This is a genomic window from Gramella sp. KN1008 (assembly GCF_004332155.1).
In the GTDB taxonomy this organism is placed as follows: Bacteria; Bacteroidota; Bacteroidia; order Flavobacteriales; family Flavobacteriaceae; genus Christiangramia.
This window is the reverse complement of record NZ_SJDV01000003.1, coordinates 364168-380107: the sequence shown is the minus strand read 5'-3', so window position 1 is coordinate 380107 and position 15940 is coordinate 364168. Positions and strand designations below refer to the sequence as shown.

At 41.1% G+C, this 15940-nt stretch carries 14 protein-coding genes; 11 read left to right on the top strand and 3 right to left on the bottom strand.

The genetic code is table 11. The annotated features are described in order from the left end of the window. Nucleotides 1-29: 29 nt before the first annotated feature. The 3 genes from EZJ28_RS07575 to EZJ28_RS07565 are packed head-to-tail and all read left to right on the top strand — an operon-like array spanning nucleotide 30 to nucleotide 4004. Entirely contained in the window at nucleotides 30-2240 is a 2211-nt protein-coding gene (locus EZJ28_RS07575; RefSeq protein WP_131396481.1) for a bifunctional (p)ppGpp synthetase/guanosine-3',5'-bis(diphosphate) 3'-pyrophosphohydrolase, read from the top strand. A 24-nt stretch (nucleotides 2241-2264) separates the two neighbouring features. After that, on the top strand, nucleotides 2265-2720 hold the full coding sequence (locus EZJ28_RS07570) for a Fur family transcriptional regulator (protein WP_131396480.1): 456 nt from the start codon (nucleotides 2265-2267) through the stop codon (nucleotides 2718-2720). A 12-nt stretch (nucleotides 2721-2732) separates the two neighbouring features. Further along, nucleotides 2733-4004: an adenylosuccinate synthase gene (locus EZJ28_RS07565; RefSeq protein ID WP_131396478.1), complete on the top strand. Its 1272-nt coding sequence runs from the start codon at nucleotides 2733-2735 to the stop codon at nucleotides 4002-4004. A gap of 40 nt (nucleotides 4005-4044) precedes the next feature. Here the strand turns inward: EZJ28_RS07565 and EZJ28_RS16195 are convergent, their stop codons facing one another. Beyond that, a complete protein-coding gene (locus EZJ28_RS16195; protein WP_278248317.1) occupies nucleotides 4045-4170 on the bottom strand; it encodes a hypothetical protein in 126 nt (41 codons plus the stop codon). A 215-nt stretch (nucleotides 4171-4385) separates the two neighbouring features. Here EZJ28_RS16195 and EZJ28_RS07560 point away from each other — a divergent pair, with 215 nt between their 5' ends. The 8 genes from EZJ28_RS07560 (at nucleotide 4386) to EZJ28_RS07525 (ending at nucleotide 14685) form a co-directional block, all read left to right on the top strand. Then, nucleotides 4386-6182 carry an OstA-like protein gene (locus EZJ28_RS07560; protein WP_207388436.1) on the top strand — a complete coding sequence of 599 codons (1797 nt, stop codon included), beginning with the start codon at nucleotides 4386-4388 and terminating at the stop codon, nucleotides 6180-6182. A 1-nt stretch (nucleotide 6183) separates the two neighbouring features. Next, a complete protein-coding gene (locus EZJ28_RS07555; RefSeq protein WP_131396476.1) occupies nucleotides 6184-7365 on the top strand; it encodes an aspartate aminotransferase family protein in 1182 nt (393 codons plus the stop codon). A 106-nt stretch (nucleotides 7366-7471) separates the two neighbouring features. Further along, nucleotides 7472-8869 (top strand): tetratricopeptide repeat protein, encoded by a 1398-nt coding sequence (locus tag EZJ28_RS07550; protein ID WP_131396475.1) that lies wholly within the window; start codon nucleotides 7472-7474, stop codon nucleotides 8867-8869. 38 nt (nucleotides 8870-8907) lie between these two features. After that, on the top strand, nucleotides 8908-9846 hold the full coding sequence (locus tag EZJ28_RS07545; protein ID WP_131396473.1) for a DUF368 domain-containing protein: 939 nt from the start codon (nucleotides 8908-8910) through the stop codon (nucleotides 9844-9846). Next, a complete protein-coding gene (locus EZJ28_RS07540) occupies nucleotides 9833-10849 on the top strand; it encodes a DUF368 domain-containing protein (RefSeq protein ID WP_131396471.1) in 1017 nt (338 codons plus the stop codon). The genes EZJ28_RS07545 and EZJ28_RS07540 overlap by 14 nt, the downstream gene beginning before the upstream one ends. Beyond that, the gene (locus EZJ28_RS07535; RefSeq protein WP_131396469.1) at nucleotides 10846-11574 is read left to right on the top strand and encodes a shikimate dehydrogenase; all 729 of its coding nucleotides are present in this window, start codon (nucleotides 10846-10848) and stop codon (nucleotides 11572-11574) included. Before EZJ28_RS07540 ends, EZJ28_RS07535 begins: the two co-directional genes overlap by 4 nt. Nucleotides 11575-11694: 120 nt before the next feature. Then, nucleotides 11695-14052, top strand: coding sequence for a DUF349 domain-containing protein (locus EZJ28_RS07530; RefSeq protein ID WP_131396468.1), 2358 nt, complete (start codon nucleotides 11695-11697; stop codon nucleotides 14050-14052). A 6-nt stretch (nucleotides 14053-14058) separates the two neighbouring features. Further along, entirely contained in the window at nucleotides 14059-14685 is a 627-nt protein-coding gene (locus EZJ28_RS07525) for a class I SAM-dependent methyltransferase (RefSeq protein WP_131396466.1), read from the top strand. Here EZJ28_RS07525 and mazG read toward each other — a convergent pair whose 3' ends face one another. Beyond that, nucleotides 14686-15459: a nucleoside triphosphate pyrophosphohydrolase gene (gene mazG / locus EZJ28_RS07520; protein WP_131396464.1), complete on the bottom strand. Its 774-nt coding sequence runs from the start codon at nucleotides 15457-15459 to the stop codon at nucleotides 14686-14688. It abuts the gene before it with no gap. A 57-nt stretch (nucleotides 15460-15516) separates the two neighbouring features. Continuing rightward, complete coding sequence (locus EZJ28_RS07515; protein WP_131396462.1) at nucleotides 15517-15909, bottom strand: lipocalin family protein; 393 nt, start codon at nucleotides 15907-15909, stop codon at nucleotides 15517-15519. Nucleotides 15910-15940 lie beyond the last annotated feature (31 nt).

The window sequence follows — 15940 nt, the reverse complement described above, 5'->3', positions numbered from 1 at the left end:
CATTTCCATCTTAATTGTATTTTTAACCTATGACAGAGGCAGCTATTGAAAAAGAAAACAAGCAGATTGCAAGGCAGTATAAGGAATTGCTCCGCATTAGCTATCAAACCCTAACCGATGATGATAAAAAGCTCATCAGGAAGGCGTTTGACACTGCTGTGGATGCACATAAGGACCAGAGAAGAAAATCCGGGGAAGCCTATATATTTCATCCAATCGCGGTAGCGAAGATCGTAGCTTCGGAAATTGGTCTGGACGCCACCTCTATCGCCGCTGCTCTTCTACATGATGTAGTTGAAGACACGCGCTACACCCTGGAGGACCTTAAAAAGATGTTTGGCGAAACCGTTGCCCGGATCGTTGACGGGCTTACCAAGATCTCCAACCTTAAAAAGGATAAGGACGTTTCCCTGCAGGCAGAAAATTTCAGAAAAATGCTGCTCACCCTCAATGATGATGTAAGGGTTATTATTATCAAGATTGCAGACAGGTTGCATAATATGCAGACTATGGATGTGATGAGATCTGATAAGCAGGTGAAGATCGCGTCTGAAACCTTGTACATATATGCTCCTCTTGCTCACAGGATAGGTCTTTATAATGTAAAGACCGAACTGGAAGATCTTGGACTGAAATACACCGAACCGGAGATCTACCATGATATCCTTACTAAAATGAAAGAAAGTAAGGAAGAACAGGATGCCTATATAAAGGAATTCACCAAGGTTATTCAGGACTCCCTTGATAAGGAGGATTTGGCTTACGAAATTAAGGGTAGACCCAAATCCATCTATTCCATCAACAGGAAGATAAAGGCGCAGAACATCAGCTTTGATGAGGTTTACGATAAATTCGCTATCAGGATCATTTACAAAAGCGAGCCGACACAGGAAAAATTCCTGGCCTGGAAGATTTATTCCATAGTTACGGATCACTTCCGACCTAATCCTACCCGATTAAGAGACTGGATATCTTCTCCAAAATCTACCGGGTATGAAGCCCTGCACATTACGGTCATGGGGCCTAAGGGACGCTGGGTGGAAGTGCAGATTCGTAGTGAGCGAATGAACGAGATTGCAGAAAAGGGTTATGCTGCTCATTATAAATACAAACAGGGAGCTTCGGGAAGGGAAGAAAGAGGATTTGAAGAATGGGTGACCCGTTTACAGGAAGCTCTTGAAAATCCCGAAGTGAATGCTGTAGATTTTGTTGAACAGTTCAAACTTAATCTGTATTCCAAAGAGATCTTCGTTTTCACCCCACAGGGAGATTTGAAGTCCCTCCCAAAAGGATCGACACCGCTTGATTTTGCCTTCAGTATCCATACTGAAATTGGTCTGCATACCAGAGGAGCAAGGGTAAACAACAAACTGGTACCTCTTAGTCATGAGCTGAAAAGCGGTGACCAGGTGGAGATCATAACTTCCGAAAGTGCCAAGCCTAATATCAACTGGCTTGATTATGCTAACACAGCCCGGGCAAGGGCCAAGATAAAATCTTCTTTAAAAGAAGAAAAAAAGGAGATCGCCGAAGAAGGAAAAGCAGTACTGGCCAGAAAACTGAAAGCCCAGAAGATACAGTTCAACGAAAAGACTATCAACCAACTGGTTGTATTCTTTAATTTAAAAACCAGCCTGGACCTTTTCTACAGGGTAGGAATAGGAAAAATAGACAACCAGATGCTTAAGGATTTTGCTTCGTCCCGAAGCAATGCCCTGGTTAGTTATTTTAAGAATAAGATCAAGAAATCTCCGGTCTCTGCCGATCTTAACAAGGAAGAGATCACCGCCAAATACGACCAGCTTGTCTTCGGGAACGAAGAGGAGAAACTGGAGTATAAACTTTCCAACTGCTGTAACCCTATACCGGGAGATAAAGTATTTGGGTTCATTTCTGTTAATGACGGGATAAAAGTGCACAAAAAGGATTGTCCCAATGCCTTACAGCTTCAGAGTAATTATGCCTACAGGATCATTCAGGCTAAGTGGATAGACAGCTCACAACAGGATTTTGTGGCGGTTATAAAACTGCAGGGTATAGATAATATAGGACTGGTAAGCGAGGTGACCCAGGAGATCTCAAGCAACATGCACGTGAACATGAAAAATCTTAACTTCGACAGTTCCGATGGGATCTTTAGCGGCAGGATAACCCTGGTGGTTAAGAACAATAATATCCTGAATACCATCATCCAAAGACTGAAAAAAATTAACGGGATAGACAAGGTTAGCCGTGAATAAACTTATACCTTTGCAAAGCAAATTATGAGCAAAAAAGTCGTAAATAAGAACGATCAGGCGGTCGTTAAGAACGTTTTTACTAAATATCTTGAGGAAAAAGGTCACCGGAAAACTCCGGAACGATTTGCCATTCTTCAGGAAATCTATAATTCGGATGATCACTTTGATATAGAGTCACTTTATATCAAAATGAAGAATAAAAAATATCGTGTGAGCCGGGCAACTCTTTATAATACCATTGAGTTGTTACTGGAGTGCGGACTCGTAAGGAAACATCAGTTCGGGCAGAACCAGGCGCAGTACGAGAAATCATATTTTGACCGTCAGCACGATCACATCATACTTACCGATACCGGAGAAGTGATTGAATTTTGTGATCCCAGGATCCAAAGCATCAAACAAACTATTGAAGAAGTTTTTAATATTGAGATTAAAAAGCATTCTTTATACTTTTACGGCAATAAAAAATCAACTAACTAAGTATACATTTTCATGGCAGTAGATTTACTACTAGGTCTTCAATGGGGTGATGAAGGAAAAGGCAAAATAGTCGACGTACTTACCTCACAATACGATATTATTGCACGTTTTCAGGGTGGTCCCAATGCAGGACATACCCTGGAATTTGACGGACAAAAACATGTATTACACACTATTCCCAGCGGTATTTTCCACGATAACAGTATCAATCTTGTAGGAAACGGGGTGGTTATAGATCCGGTTATCTTTAAGAAAGAACTGGATAATCTGGCAAAGCATAATATAGATTATAAGTCTAAACTGCTTATATCGAGAAAGGCACATCTTATACTTCCTACTCATCGTTTACTGGATGCAGCTTCTGAAGCTGCCAAGGGCAAGGCGAAGATAGGCTCCACTCTAAAAGGTATAGGCCCTACATATATGGATAAGACCGGACGAAACGGTTTAAGAGTGGGTGACCTTGAACTTGAAGACTGGAAAGACAGGTATCGTGCACTTGCCGATAAGCATGAAAAGATGATCGCTTTCTATGATGTGGACGTTCAGTATGACCTTAAAGATCTAGAAAAAGAATTCTGTAAGGCTGTTGAAACCTTAAAGGAACTTACATTTATAGATAGCGAAGAATACCTTCAGCAATCCATTAAATCTGGCAAGACTATCCTGGCAGAAGGTGCCCAGGGATCTTTACTTGATATTGATTTTGGAACCTATCCTTTCGTTACTTCTTCAAATACTACTGCAGCCGGCGCATGTACGGGATTAGGCGTTGCGCCAAGGCAAATAGGCGAAGCCTTTGGTATTTTCAAGGCATACACTACAAGAGTTGGAAGTGGCCCCTTCCCTACCGAGTTGTTCGATGAAGTTGGAGAAACCATGGGACGTGTAGGAAACGAATTTGGTGCCACCACCGGAAGAAAAAGACGTTGTGGCTGGCTGGACCTTGTTGCATTGAAATATGCGGTTCAGGTTAATGGTATTACCCAGCTTATCATGATGAAAGGTGATGTTTTAAGTGGATTTGAAATCCTGAAGGTTTGTACAGCTTACAAATATAAAGGCGAGGAAATAACACATTTACCTTATAATATCGAACCGGAAAATGTAGAACCTATATATACTGAAGTGAAAGGATGGAAAGAAGATCTTACCAAGCTTACAGATCCTTCAGACCTGCCAAAGGAATTCAATGATTATGTTGATTTCCTGGAAAAAGAACTTGAAGTTCCAATCAAAATGGTTTCTGTAGGACCGGATAGAAAACAAACTATCAACAGATAAAATCAAAAAGCCCCGATGTATGCGGGGCTTTTTAATTAGGTTAATTTTCCTTTATCATTAGGTTTGCAATAGCTGTGACCATTTCTCCGGTCATAGGCTTATCTAAAGCCTGGCCTACGCCAACATTAAAACCTCCATCTATATCTTTACTATTGGTTTCTTCCATGATAAACTAAATCACTTCTATGATCCGGCTTGGACATAGGGTCTTCGCAACTAGTTTACGGCGGGATCAAACATTATGTCTTCTTTACAAGAATAACGCAAGAAATTTAAAGTGCCTTCCTTTTCTTAAAGTTGCGCTAATTAAAAACCTCAGTAATGATAGAAGCTTACCAAATGAGATCAGGGGATTTTGCTTACTTTTGAAAAAAAATAGGCTTGCTTAAAAAGTATTTACTCTTATTCATCGGTATTTTCGCCATTCCGCTTCTGGGAGTCGCTCAGAATTCCCAGGAGATCAATTACGATTCAGACCGGACCCTCAAAAACGAGGAGCGTTATCCGGGAGCTCTTATCCTTAGCAAGGTAGATAATCAGGTATATTTTGACCACGATGGGATCGAAGTTTGGTGCGATAATGCGGTTTTCTATAAAGAAGCCAATTTCTTTAAGGCTTATGGAAATATTCGCATGAAACAGGGAGACAGTGTAAATATGACCAGCAATTATGCCGAATACAATGGAAATACCGAATTTGCCTTCGCCAGCGGAAATGTCAGAATGGAACGGCCTCAGACCACGCTGGAAACAGATAGTCTCTTCTTTGACCGTCTCAAACAGCAGGCATATTACCGAAGTGGCGGAAAAGTCACTGATACAGCCAGTGTGCTTACCAGTCGTATAGGCCGTTATTTCATGGAGGAAGATAAATACAGTTTTATTGATACAGTGGTGGTGACCAACCCGGAATATACTATCAATTCTGAACAACTGGATTTCTATTCTGAAAGCGGGCATGCCTACCTGTACGGTCCCTCTACCATCAAAAGTGAAACCAGTACCGTGTATTGCGAACGTGGGTTTTATGACACCAGGGCCGATAACGGCTACTTTGTAAAGAACTCCCAGATCAATTATGATAATCGCATATTAAAAGGTGACAGTCTTTATTTTAACCGTGAGACCAGTTTCGCCTCGGCCACCAATAATATACGGGTGATAGACACCATCAATAATAGCACGGTTACCGGTCATTATGCGGAGGTATTTCGTGACAAAGATTCGGTGTTTATTACTAAAAGGGCACTTGCCGCCAGCCTTCAGGATAAAGATTCACTTTTTATTCATAGTGATACCATCATGATCACAGGTAAACCTGATAAACGGGTTATAAGAGGGTTCTACGATGTGCGAATCTTTAAAAGCGATATGAGCGGGCGTAGTGATTCCATTTATTCCAATCAGCAAAGCGGACTCACCAAGCTAATCAATATAGATCGCGAGGGAGGCAAAAGAAATCCGGTATTATGGTCTGGTGAGAACCAGATGACTGGAGACAGCATACATTTATTTAGCAATACAAACACCGAACAGCTGGACTCACTACTAGTCTTTGACAATGCATTTCTTATTCAGAAGGATAGTATAGAAGGCTTTAACCAGGTGAAAGGAAAACGACTTACGGGATATTTCCAGGAAAATGAGCTCAATGAAGTGATCATAGACAAGAACACTGAAACGCTCCATTATATGCGGAATGACAATGACGACCTTATAGGAATCAATAAGACACTTGCCAGTTCTATCCGGATCTTATTCCTGGAGCAGCAGATACAGGATATCTATTATTATAATCAGATAGATGGAAAACTTACTCCTGAAGCAGATTTCCCGCCAAATGCCAGAGAACTAAAAGGTTTTAACTGGCGTGGGGAGGAACGTATCCTGACTAAGGAAGGATTGTTTGAGGGTAAACCCGAGCCGGAACTTACCCGGATCAGAGGAATACCACTACCCGATGAACCCGACGAATTTTTTGAGGAGAGGGATGAAGATGAACTCTTGCTCAATGAAAATTCACGTCTCAAACCTGAAATTTTGAAGAACCGTGATCCCGACAGTCTCAAATTCAAAAATGAAAAGCTAAGGGATAGTTTAAAACCCGAAATAACCAAAGACAGTCTGAGAAGGGATATTCAAAAACCAAAGATTTCCCCTATAAAGAAGGACCAGTAACTTGAAAGAAGATTTTATAAAATATCAGGCTCAAACCACCCCGCATCCCCTTGCGCTGGAGGTTTCCCATGCAACAGGCTGTTATATCCACACTACCGATGGGAAGGCCCATTTGGACTTTGTTGCCGGTGTTTCGGCGTGTAGCCTTGGACATTCACATCCTAAAATTGTAGCGGCGATTAAAGAGCAGGCCGAAAAATATCTGCATGTAATGGTCTATGGAGAATATGCGCAGCAACCCGCTATTGACCTTACAAAGCTGCTGGCCCAAAATCTTCCAAAACCATTAAGCAAAACATATCTTGTGAATTCGGGTACTGAGGCTATTGAAGGCTCTATTAAACTGGCGAGAAGGGCCACCGGCAGATCTGAAATCATCGCGGCAAAAAAAGCATATCACGGCAATACCATGGGCTCCCTTAGTCTTATGGACTATGAGGAAAGGGTAAAACCATTCAGACCGCTTCTTGGAGATATTTCATTCATTCAATTCAATAACCCGGATGACCTGGGAAAGATAACAGAAAAGACCGCTGCAGTTATACTGGAAACCATTCAGGGAGGAGCAGGATTCATAATGCCTAAAGATGATTATCTAAAAAAGGTGAAAAAGCGCTGTGAAGAAGTGGGAGCATTACTGATACTGGATGAGATCCAACCCGGCTTTGGCCGAACTGGCAAACTATTCGGTTTTGAGAATTTTGAAGTGGTTCCAGATGTCGTTGCTATGGGTAAAGGAATGGGCGGCGGCCTGCCAATAGGGGCTTTTACGGCTTCCGAAGCACTTATGGACCTATTAATGGACAATCCAAAATTAGGACATATCACAACCTTTGGGGGTAATCCTCTTATTGCAGCCAGCGCACTGGCCACGCTCCGTGAAATTACAGAGACAGACCTCATGTCACAGTGTCTGGAAAAGGAAAAATTATTCAGAAGACTGTTAAACCACCCCCTTATCGAAGAAATTCGGGGAAAAGGTTTAATGCTCGCAATTGTCTTAAAAACATCCGAAATAGCCGACAGGCTGGTCCTCGAAGCCAAAGAAAATCAACTGATCCTTTTCTGGCTCCTCTACGAAAAAAGAGCAGTTCGAATCACTCCCCCACTTACAATTTCCAATGAAGAAATAGTGAAAGGATGTGGCATTATTATTGACATACTCAATAAAATAAAAGACTAGGCTACTGAGTGTTAATTAATTTGTTAACAACAATATAACACTTTTCCCAAATCGCTTTTATTCATTTATAACTTTAGAACAGTAGAAATCCCTAAATCGGCCTCTTATGCAGTTAAGCCATAATGAAGAAGACAATTTCTCACTAACCCGCTTTGAATCCATGTTGAAAACCAACGATGTGTTGTTCTTTGATTCTAATGAATTTGAGAACATCATTAATTATTACCTGGAGAACGGCAAGATTTCACTGGCAAAGAAAGCGGTTAGAATGGGACTTGCGCAGCACCCCAGCTCGGTCAACCTGAGGTTGTTCAAGGTGGAAATCCTTGTATTTGAAGATAAGCTGGACCTTGCAGATGGTATCCTTAACGAACTGAAGGACCTGGAGGCTTCGAATGAAGAAATCTATATACAAAAGGCTCAGATCTATTCAAAAAGGGATATGCATGAGGAAGCTATAAAAATGCTGGAAGCTGCCCTGGAGATCACTCTTGAAGATGCCGAGATATTTTCGCTTATCGGAATGGAATACCTGTTCCTGGAGGATTTCGAGAATGCCAAGTACAGCTTCATGAAATGTCTGGAAGCAGATGAAGAAGACTATTCAGCGCTATATAATGTAATGTATTGCTTCGATTTTCTGGACCAGAAGACCGAAGCTATTGAATATTTGAACATGTACCTTGACAAACACCCGTATTGTGAAGTTGCATGGCACCAGGTTGGGAAACAGTATTTTGACCTGAGGGAATACAATAAAGCCCTGGCTGCATTCGATTTTGCCATAATTAGTGATGACAGGTTTGTAGGCGCATATCTTGAAAAAGGAAAGGTGCTTGAAAAACTGAAACGTTATAATGAGGCCATCGAAAACTATAAGATAACGCTGGAACTTGAAGACCCTAGCTCTTTCGCCTATTTGAGAATAGGGAAATGTTTTGAAAAGCTTGGGTGCGATGAGCTTGCCCTTAAGAATTATAAGCAAACTGTTCATGAAGATCCCTTACTTGATAAAGGATGGATCGCGATCACCGATTTTTATATTAAAAAGCTCAATTTCCAAAAGGCTCTTTATTATATCAATAAGGCAATAAATATTGATGAAGAGAATGTCCTGTATTGGAAACGATATGCCAAGATAAACAGCCGTCTTAATTTTTACGAGGAAGCCGAACACGGCTATAAAAAAAGCCTTGAGCTCGGCAATTATGAACTGGAGACCTGGATAAGACGCTGTGATATTCTCATCGGGCTTGGTGAATATGAAACAGCCATCCATAGTATGCTGCAAGCACTCGAATTCTATCCCGATACGGCAGAGATTGAATACAGACTGGCCGGACTTTTCTTTTCAACAAATAAAGGGGAAAAGGGATATTTTCACCTCAATAATGCACTGAAAATAGATTCAGAATATTACATCATTATTGAAGAACTATTTCCGAATATTTTTGACCGGAAAAGTGTCAAACAAATTATAAATTCCTTCGTAAAGCTCTCTTAGTAATTTTGCTACCTTTGGCGAAATCATAAAAAAAGAAGATGCAGCGAAGCTTTTTGGACTACCTAAAGATCACCTTTAAGGGAATGGCTATGGGGGCGGCAGATGTTGTTCCCGGAGTATCGGGAGGAACCATAGCTTTTATTTCAGGAATTTACGAAGAGCTCATTTCCACGATCAGCGGAGTAAAACCTACCTTGTTAACTACATGGAAGGAAGATGGTTTCAAGGCCATGTGGAAAGAGATGAACGGAAACTTTATTCTGGCTCTCTTTTGTGGTATTCTCATAAGTCTTTTCAGCTTAATGCGCCTGGCTAATTATCTCCTTGAAAATCATCCGGTGCTTATATGGTCATTTTTCTTCGGACTAGTACTGGCCAGTATCTGGTTTGTTGGAAAACAGATCCCTAAATGGAATTTCAAGGTTATTCTGGGGTTGCTTATTGGTGCAGCTGTAGCCTTCTATATAGTTAGCCTCCCCCCTCTCGCGTCCAATTCAGGATATCTTTATTTATTCCTGGCCGGTGCTATTGCAGTTTGCGCCATGATCCTGCCGGGAATATCAGGAGCTTTTATCCTTGTACTACTGGGAGCCTATAAATCGATTACCGAAGCCGCTCATGATTTCGACGTTAAAACACTTGTTGTGGTTGGTTGTGGAGCAGTATTCGGCCTTCTTAGTTTTTCACGTGTTCTAAAATGGCTGTTCGTTCATTACAGCAGTATTACTCTTGCTGTGCTCACAGGCTTCATCGCCGGTTCATTAAACAAGATATGGCCGTGGAAAGAAGTTCTGGAAAAAGCCACATACGGGGAGAAAGAGGTTGTTTTAAGAGAAGCCTCTGTTCTACCCTGGAATTTCAATGGAGACCCTCAAACACTTTACGCGGGGCTGCTTATGCTTGCGGGATTCTTTCTGATCATCATTCTGGAAATGCTGGCAACCAGTAAACCCGATTCGGCCGATGCAGCAGACTAGAACTATAACTGATAAGATCCTGCTCGTTCTGAAAGGACTCGCCATGGGCGCCGCGAATAAAGTTCCCGGAGTCTCAGGAGGTGTTGTCGCGTTCGTAGCCGGATTTTATGAGGAGTTCATATATTCTTTGCAAAAAGTAAACCTTAAGGCTCTCAAACTCCTCCTGGCAGGTAGATTCAGGAGTCTTTACCAATATTTAAATGGTAAATTCCTGGGGCTCCTTATCCTTGGAATGCTGATAAGTTATTTTAGCGTCTCCAAACTCCTGGATTATCTAATTGTACATTACGAATTATACGTTTGGTCTTCTTTCTTCGGAATGATCATAGGCTCAATATATTACATAAGTAAGGACTTTGGGGAATGGGACCGCAACTCGGCTATCTTTGCTCTGCTTGGTATAATTGGAGGTATGGCAATCAGTTTTCTCGAACCGGCCCGGGAGAACGATAATCTGTGGTTCGTATTTATCTGCGGAATGATAAGTGTCTCCGGAATGACGCTACCGGGGCTCTCCGGAAGTTTCATACTTATTCTTTTAGGAAATTATGTCCTGCTGTTGGTAGATTCGGTTAACGCGCTATATGACACCATTGCCGAAATTATCCTCTGGGATTTTAGTTTCACCCGGGATGCCGAAAGACTTAGAATGTTAAAGGTGTTAATCGTATTTGCTGCTGGTTCCCTTGCGGGACTCGTCTCGCTTTCCCATCTTCTGGGTTATGTTCTAAAACGATATAAAAAGCATACTTTCGCGATGATCATTGGTTTCATCACCGGTTCTCTGGGAGTGGTCTGGCCCTGGAAAGAAAAGATCTTCAAAACCAATGAAGAGGGTGAGATCCTGATAGACCGTGAAGGCAATAAGATCATCGACAATTATGACCGGTACTTACCTGAATTTGGCATTTCAGAAACCTGGTTAGCCATCTTCTTTATTCTCATTGGAATATTCATAGTCTTAGGCCTGGCCTGGTATGAAAATAAAAATCAGCGAAAATGAGAACCTTCGGACTCCTTGGCAGAAATATAGATTATTCCTTTTCCCGAAAATATTTTTCGGAAAAATTCGAGAGGGAACACATTCATGCTGTTTATAAGAATTTTGACCTTGCGTCCATTCAGGAACTACCTGAAATTCTAAAGAATAATATCATTTCCGGACTGAATGTCACCATCCCTTATAAAGAGGAGATCATCCCCTTTTTGGATCATTTAGATCCTCATTCCAGAGAGATTCAGGCGGTGAATACCATCAAATTTGAAAAAGACGGGAGCCTTTGTGGGTACAATACGGATTACTGGGGATTTCTCGAATCGCTTAAGCCCAATTTAAAACCTCATCATAAAAAAGCACTTATCCTAGGTACCGGCGGAGCTTCAAAAGCCATTGCTTACGCCCTAAAACTCCTTGAAATCGATTTCAAATTCGTATCAAGGAAAAAGTCTTCCCAGGTTTTTTCTTACGATGAGCTAACCCGGGAGACCATGGATTCCTATACACTTATCATTAATTGCACCCCACTCGGGACTTTTCCTGAGACCGATAGGTATCCGGAACTACCGGTTCAATATTTTTCCAGAGATCACCTCATCTTTGACCTGGTTTATAATCCTTCAGAAACCAGGCTCATGCAACTGGGAAGAGAAAAAGGTGCTACCGCTATTAACGGATTGAAAATGCTCGAATTTCAGGCAGAAAAGGCCTGGAGTATATGGAATTCGTAGTTCCAAACAGTAAATATCCCTCTCCCACACCCCATAAATAAAACCAATCACTTGCCCAATTTTAGGGGAGTTGTTATCTTTCACCTTTAATTGACTTTGAAGAACCTAACATTGAAAAATATGTCTCAACAAGAAAATGAAAACAGGAAAAAAGGACTTACGGAAGAAGAATTAAAGGCTGAGGAAGCTAAGAACTCAGCAAAGAAGACTTCTGATGGTAGTTCGGAGAAAATGGAGGCGGAGTCTGTTGATGACCAAACCGAAAAGAATACAGAGAAAACTTCAGATAATTCCGATAATTCAATTACCGAGGAAGCTAATGACGAATCTACAGATCATGAAGATGCCATGGTAGATGAATCGGCAGCGGGTAAGGCCACTTCCGATCAGAAAGCCCGTGAAAAGAAAGATCCGGACTCAGATCCATATTCAGATCTTGAAGAAGAGGAAAGTGATAATACGGAAAATCCTTTCTTCAAAAAGCCCGAGGTGCTGGAAGATGATTCGGAAGGAAAAGGGAAACCTAAAGCAAAGAAAAAGGTTTCTGATTCTACAGATCATGAAGACGCTATGGTATCTGAGTCAGAATCACAACAAAAAAGTCAACAGAAGGAAGATGATGAGGATGACGATCTGGACAGCGATATTGGTGAGGCAGTAGTTGGAGAAAATAAAAAATCTTCAGGAAATCACGAAGATGATATGGATAGTGCGGTGGCTGAGGATAGCGAAGATGAGAGCGCCAGTGAACGCCATGATATCGAAAAGAAAGATTATCATTCCATGACCAAGGAAGCCCTTGCAGACGAACTGGAAAGACTTCTGAAAAAGGAAAAGATACAGGCTATAAAGGAACACGTTGCCGAAATAAGGGCGGAATTCAATGCCAAATTCGATGAAGAAGTTGAAGAGAAAAAGGAAGATTTCCTGGCCGATGGTGGGAACATTATAGACTTCCACTACTCCACTCCCCTAAAAAAACGTTTTAATTCCCTCTATTTCGATTATAAGGAACAGAGAAGTAATTACTATAAGCGTCTTAAAAAGGACCTTAATGAAAATCTTCAGAAAAGACTGGAGATCATTGAGGAACTAAAAGGTTTATTAGATGTTGAAGAGAATATCAATACCACCTACAATCATTTTAAGGAGATCCAGGACAAATGGCGTACGGCAGGACCTATTCCGAGAGATAAGTACAATAATGTATGGAATACCTATCATCACCATGTAGAGAACTTCTATGACTTTCTGCATCTTAATCGGGAGTTCAGGGATATGGACTTCAAACATAACCTTGAGCAAAAATTAAAGGTAATAGATCGCGCAGAGGAGCTGGTACAGGAAGGTGATGTGAACCGTGCATTTCGTGAATTGCAGATGCTCCATAAAATGTGGAAGGAAGAACTCGGACCAGTAGCTAAAGAATATCGAGAAGATATCTGGGAGCGGTTTAGCACGGCCACCAAAAAGATTCACGATAAAAGACAGGAGTATTTTGATAAGCTTGATGAGCAGTATGAAAAGAACTGGGAAAAGAAGCAGGAGATCATAGAAAAGATCAGGGAGATCGCCGACCAGGATTTTGACAGTCATAATAAATGGCAGCAAAAGATTAAGGAAATAGAAGCTTTAAGAGAAGAGTTTTTCAATGCCGGCAAGGTTCCGAGAAGTAAGAACCAGGAGACCTGGAACGCTTTCAAGGAAAACGTGCGCCGCTTCAATCGCAAAAAAAATGCGTTTTACAAGAACCTGAAAAAGCAGCAATACGATAACCTTGAAAAGAAAAAGGAACTTATCCAGATAGCTGAAGACAATAAGGATAGCGAAGATTTTAAAACTGTCACTCCTTTAATGAAGAAGATACAGGCCGACTGGAAGAAGATAGGCCATGTCCCGAGAAAGGATAGCGATAAGATATGGAAACAGTTCAAAAAAGCCTGTAATCATTATTTTGACCGGCTTCATGCACAACGCAATGAAGATAACAAGGAGGAATTCGAAGCATTTGAAAAGAAAAAGGAGATTCTTGAAAAAGTCAAGAGCATGGAGCTCAAAGGGGATAAAAAAGAAGACCTCGCGGCCATTAAAGAACAGATCAATGCCTGGAAGGAAGTTGGCAAAGTACCATATAACAAACGTTTCATAGAGGGTAAATTTAATAAGGCGCTGGACCAGTTATTCAAGAAAATGGATATTGATAACACCAAGGCCGAAATGCTTAAATATGAAAACAAGGTACAGGCTCTTGATGAGGCAGATGATGATAATAAGATAAGAAATGAGCACTACTTCCTTACTAAAAAAATTGAGGAGACAAAGGCCGAAATAAGGCAACTGGAGAACAATCTTCAGTTCTTCGCTCATGTGGAGGACGATAATCCTGTTGTTCAGGAGGTGCATAAAAATATTGAGAATCACAAGGCAGACCTTGAGGTCTGGGAAGAGAAGCTCAGAAAGATCAAATCACTTTATTAAAGATCCATGCGATGCAGTTTATGCAAGAGTGCTACCGAGAATTTTCAAGTCTTTAAAGATCGGGAGTACTTACAATGTATAAACTGCAGGGCTATCTTACTTTCTCCCGCATCTTACCTTAGCCCGCAGGAAGAAAAGTTCAGATACCGTCTTCACAATAACGATATTAACGATCCCGGATATATTAATTTCGTAAGGCCCGTTATAGATAAGATCAGATCCGAAATTCCCAAAAATTCACGGGGCCTCGACTTTGGCTGCGGAACCGGCCCGGTTATAGCTTCAGAACTTGCCAAAACAGGATTCGATATTAAGCTTTATGATCCTTATTTTCAGCCCAACCATAAATTGCTGGATAAACAGTATGACTTCATTATTTGCTGTGAAGTGATGGAACATTTTCAAAAGCCTTTTGAAGAATTCAGCTTATTGAAGTCCCTTTTGAATTCAGGAGGAAAATTATACTGCAAAACTGAAGTGTGGACCGGGGCAATAGACTTCAATAGCTGGCATTATAAGAACGATCTTACGCATGTAATATTCTACAACCGTGAAAGTCTGCTATGGATATGCGAAAACCTGAAATTCTCGTCCGTCGAGATACTGGATGAGCTAATGGTATTTACCAACTAACTATAATTTCTTTGCCTCATTCCAGAAGACGTCCATTTCGGCAAGCGTCATATCCTTCAGAGCTTTATTCTTCTCTTTTGCCTTTTTTTCCAGATACTGAAACCGCTGAATAAATTTCTTATTAGTGCGTTCCAGGGCGTTTTCCGGGTTCACTTTAAGGAATCTGGCGTAATTGATCATCGAGAACAAAACATCTCCAAATTCGGCTTCTATTTCATCCTTATTATCGGTTTCCACCTCGTGCTGAAGTTCTTCCAGTTCTTCCTTCAGTTTTTCAAATACCTGCTGAGATTCTTCCCAGTCAAATCCTACTCCTGCAACCTTATCCTGAATACGATTTGCCTTAACCATGGCCGGTAAAGACCTTGGAACTCCTTCCAGCACGCTTTTCTTGCCTTCTTTGAGCTTCAGATTTTCCCAGTTCTTCTTTACCTCTTCTTCATTGGCCACCTCAACATCCCCGTAGATATGAGGGTGCCGATCTATTAACTTATCGCAAATCCCATTGGCAACATCGCCAATATCAAAATCGTTTGTTTCGCTTCCTATCTTTGCGTAAAAGACCAGGTGAAGTAATACATCGCCCAGTTCCTTTTTGATCTCATCCATATCCTTATCCAGGATGGCATCGCCCAGTTCGTAAGTTTCTTCTATCGTAAGATGACGTAAAGATTCCATGGTCTGTTTACGGTCCCAGGGGCATTGTTCCCGTAATTCGTCCATTATGGTGAGTAATCTGTCAAAGGCTTTTAGCTGGTCTTCTCGGGTATTCATGAAATGATTTTTTCAAAAATACCATTTCGAAAGCATTCTATAAATGTAATCGTGAAATTATTGTTTTTGATATCTATAAACACAGGCCTCTTTACAGCCAACGATACTTATCTCCATTTGTGAAGAATCCAGTTTGTGGATGAAATAACTATAAACTTCAGAACTTCCGTGACAGCTAAGTTTCAGGTTTTCATTAAGTATTTCAAAGTTACCCGAAGTGCAATCTCCTTCAGAGTAAGTAAAGCTTCCATTGGATTTGAAATTGTATGTTGGGCCGTTCTCAATTTCCTGCCATTCGGTCTCGCCGCCCGGGCTGAGATAGGTTTCGGTCAACTGCCAGGTGCCGGTGATATTGTTCACGCTAAGGTCTAAAGGCTTGAGATTGTTATCCTCCTTTGAACAGGAAATACTGATAACCAGCATTAAAGTAAATAGCAGTAGTTTTTTCATGTTGATAAATTGAGTTACACCTAGTAAATAC

Excerpts from the sequence above, each read along its gene's own strand:
- EZJ28_RS07575 (WP_131396481.1), top strand. The coding sequence starts at position 30 with ATGACAGAGGCAGCTATTGAAAAAGAAAACAAGCAGATTGCAAGGCAG.
- EZJ28_RS07570 (WP_131396480.1), top strand. The coding sequence starts at position 2,265 with ATGAGCAAAAAAGTCGTAAATAAGAACGATCAGGCGGTCGTTAAGAAC.
- EZJ28_RS07565 (WP_131396478.1), top strand. The coding sequence starts at position 2,733 with ATGGCAGTAGATTTACTACTAGGTCTTCAATGGGGTGATGAAGGAAAA.
- EZJ28_RS16195 (WP_278248317.1), bottom strand. The coding sequence starts at position 4,170 with ATGGAAGAAACCAATAGTAAAGATATAGATGGAGGTTTTAATGTTGGC.
- EZJ28_RS07550 (WP_131396475.1), top strand. The coding sequence starts at position 7,472 with ATGCAGTTAAGCCATAATGAAGAAGACAATTTCTCACTAACCCGCTTT.
- EZJ28_RS07545 (WP_131396473.1), top strand. The coding sequence starts at position 8,908 with ATGCAGCGAAGCTTTTTGGACTACCTAAAGATCACCTTTAAGGGAATG.
- EZJ28_RS07540 (WP_131396471.1), top strand. The coding sequence starts at position 9,833 with ATGCAGCAGACTAGAACTATAACTGATAAGATCCTGCTCGTTCTGAAA.
- EZJ28_RS07535 (WP_131396469.1), top strand. The coding sequence starts at position 10,846 with ATGAGAACCTTCGGACTCCTTGGCAGAAATATAGATTATTCCTTTTCC.
- EZJ28_RS07530 (WP_131396468.1), top strand. The coding sequence starts at position 11,695 with ATGTCTCAACAAGAAAATGAAAACAGGAAAAAAGGACTTACGGAAGAA.
- EZJ28_RS07525 (WP_131396466.1), top strand. The coding sequence starts at position 14,059 with ATGCGATGCAGTTTATGCAAGAGTGCTACCGAGAATTTTCAAGTCTTT.
- mazG (WP_131396464.1), bottom strand. The coding sequence starts at position 15,459 with ATGAATACCCGAGAAGACCAGCTAAAAGCCTTTGACAGATTACTCACC.
- EZJ28_RS07515 (WP_131396462.1), bottom strand. The coding sequence starts at position 15,909 with ATGAAAAAACTACTGCTATTTACTTTAATGCTGGTTATCAGTATTTCC.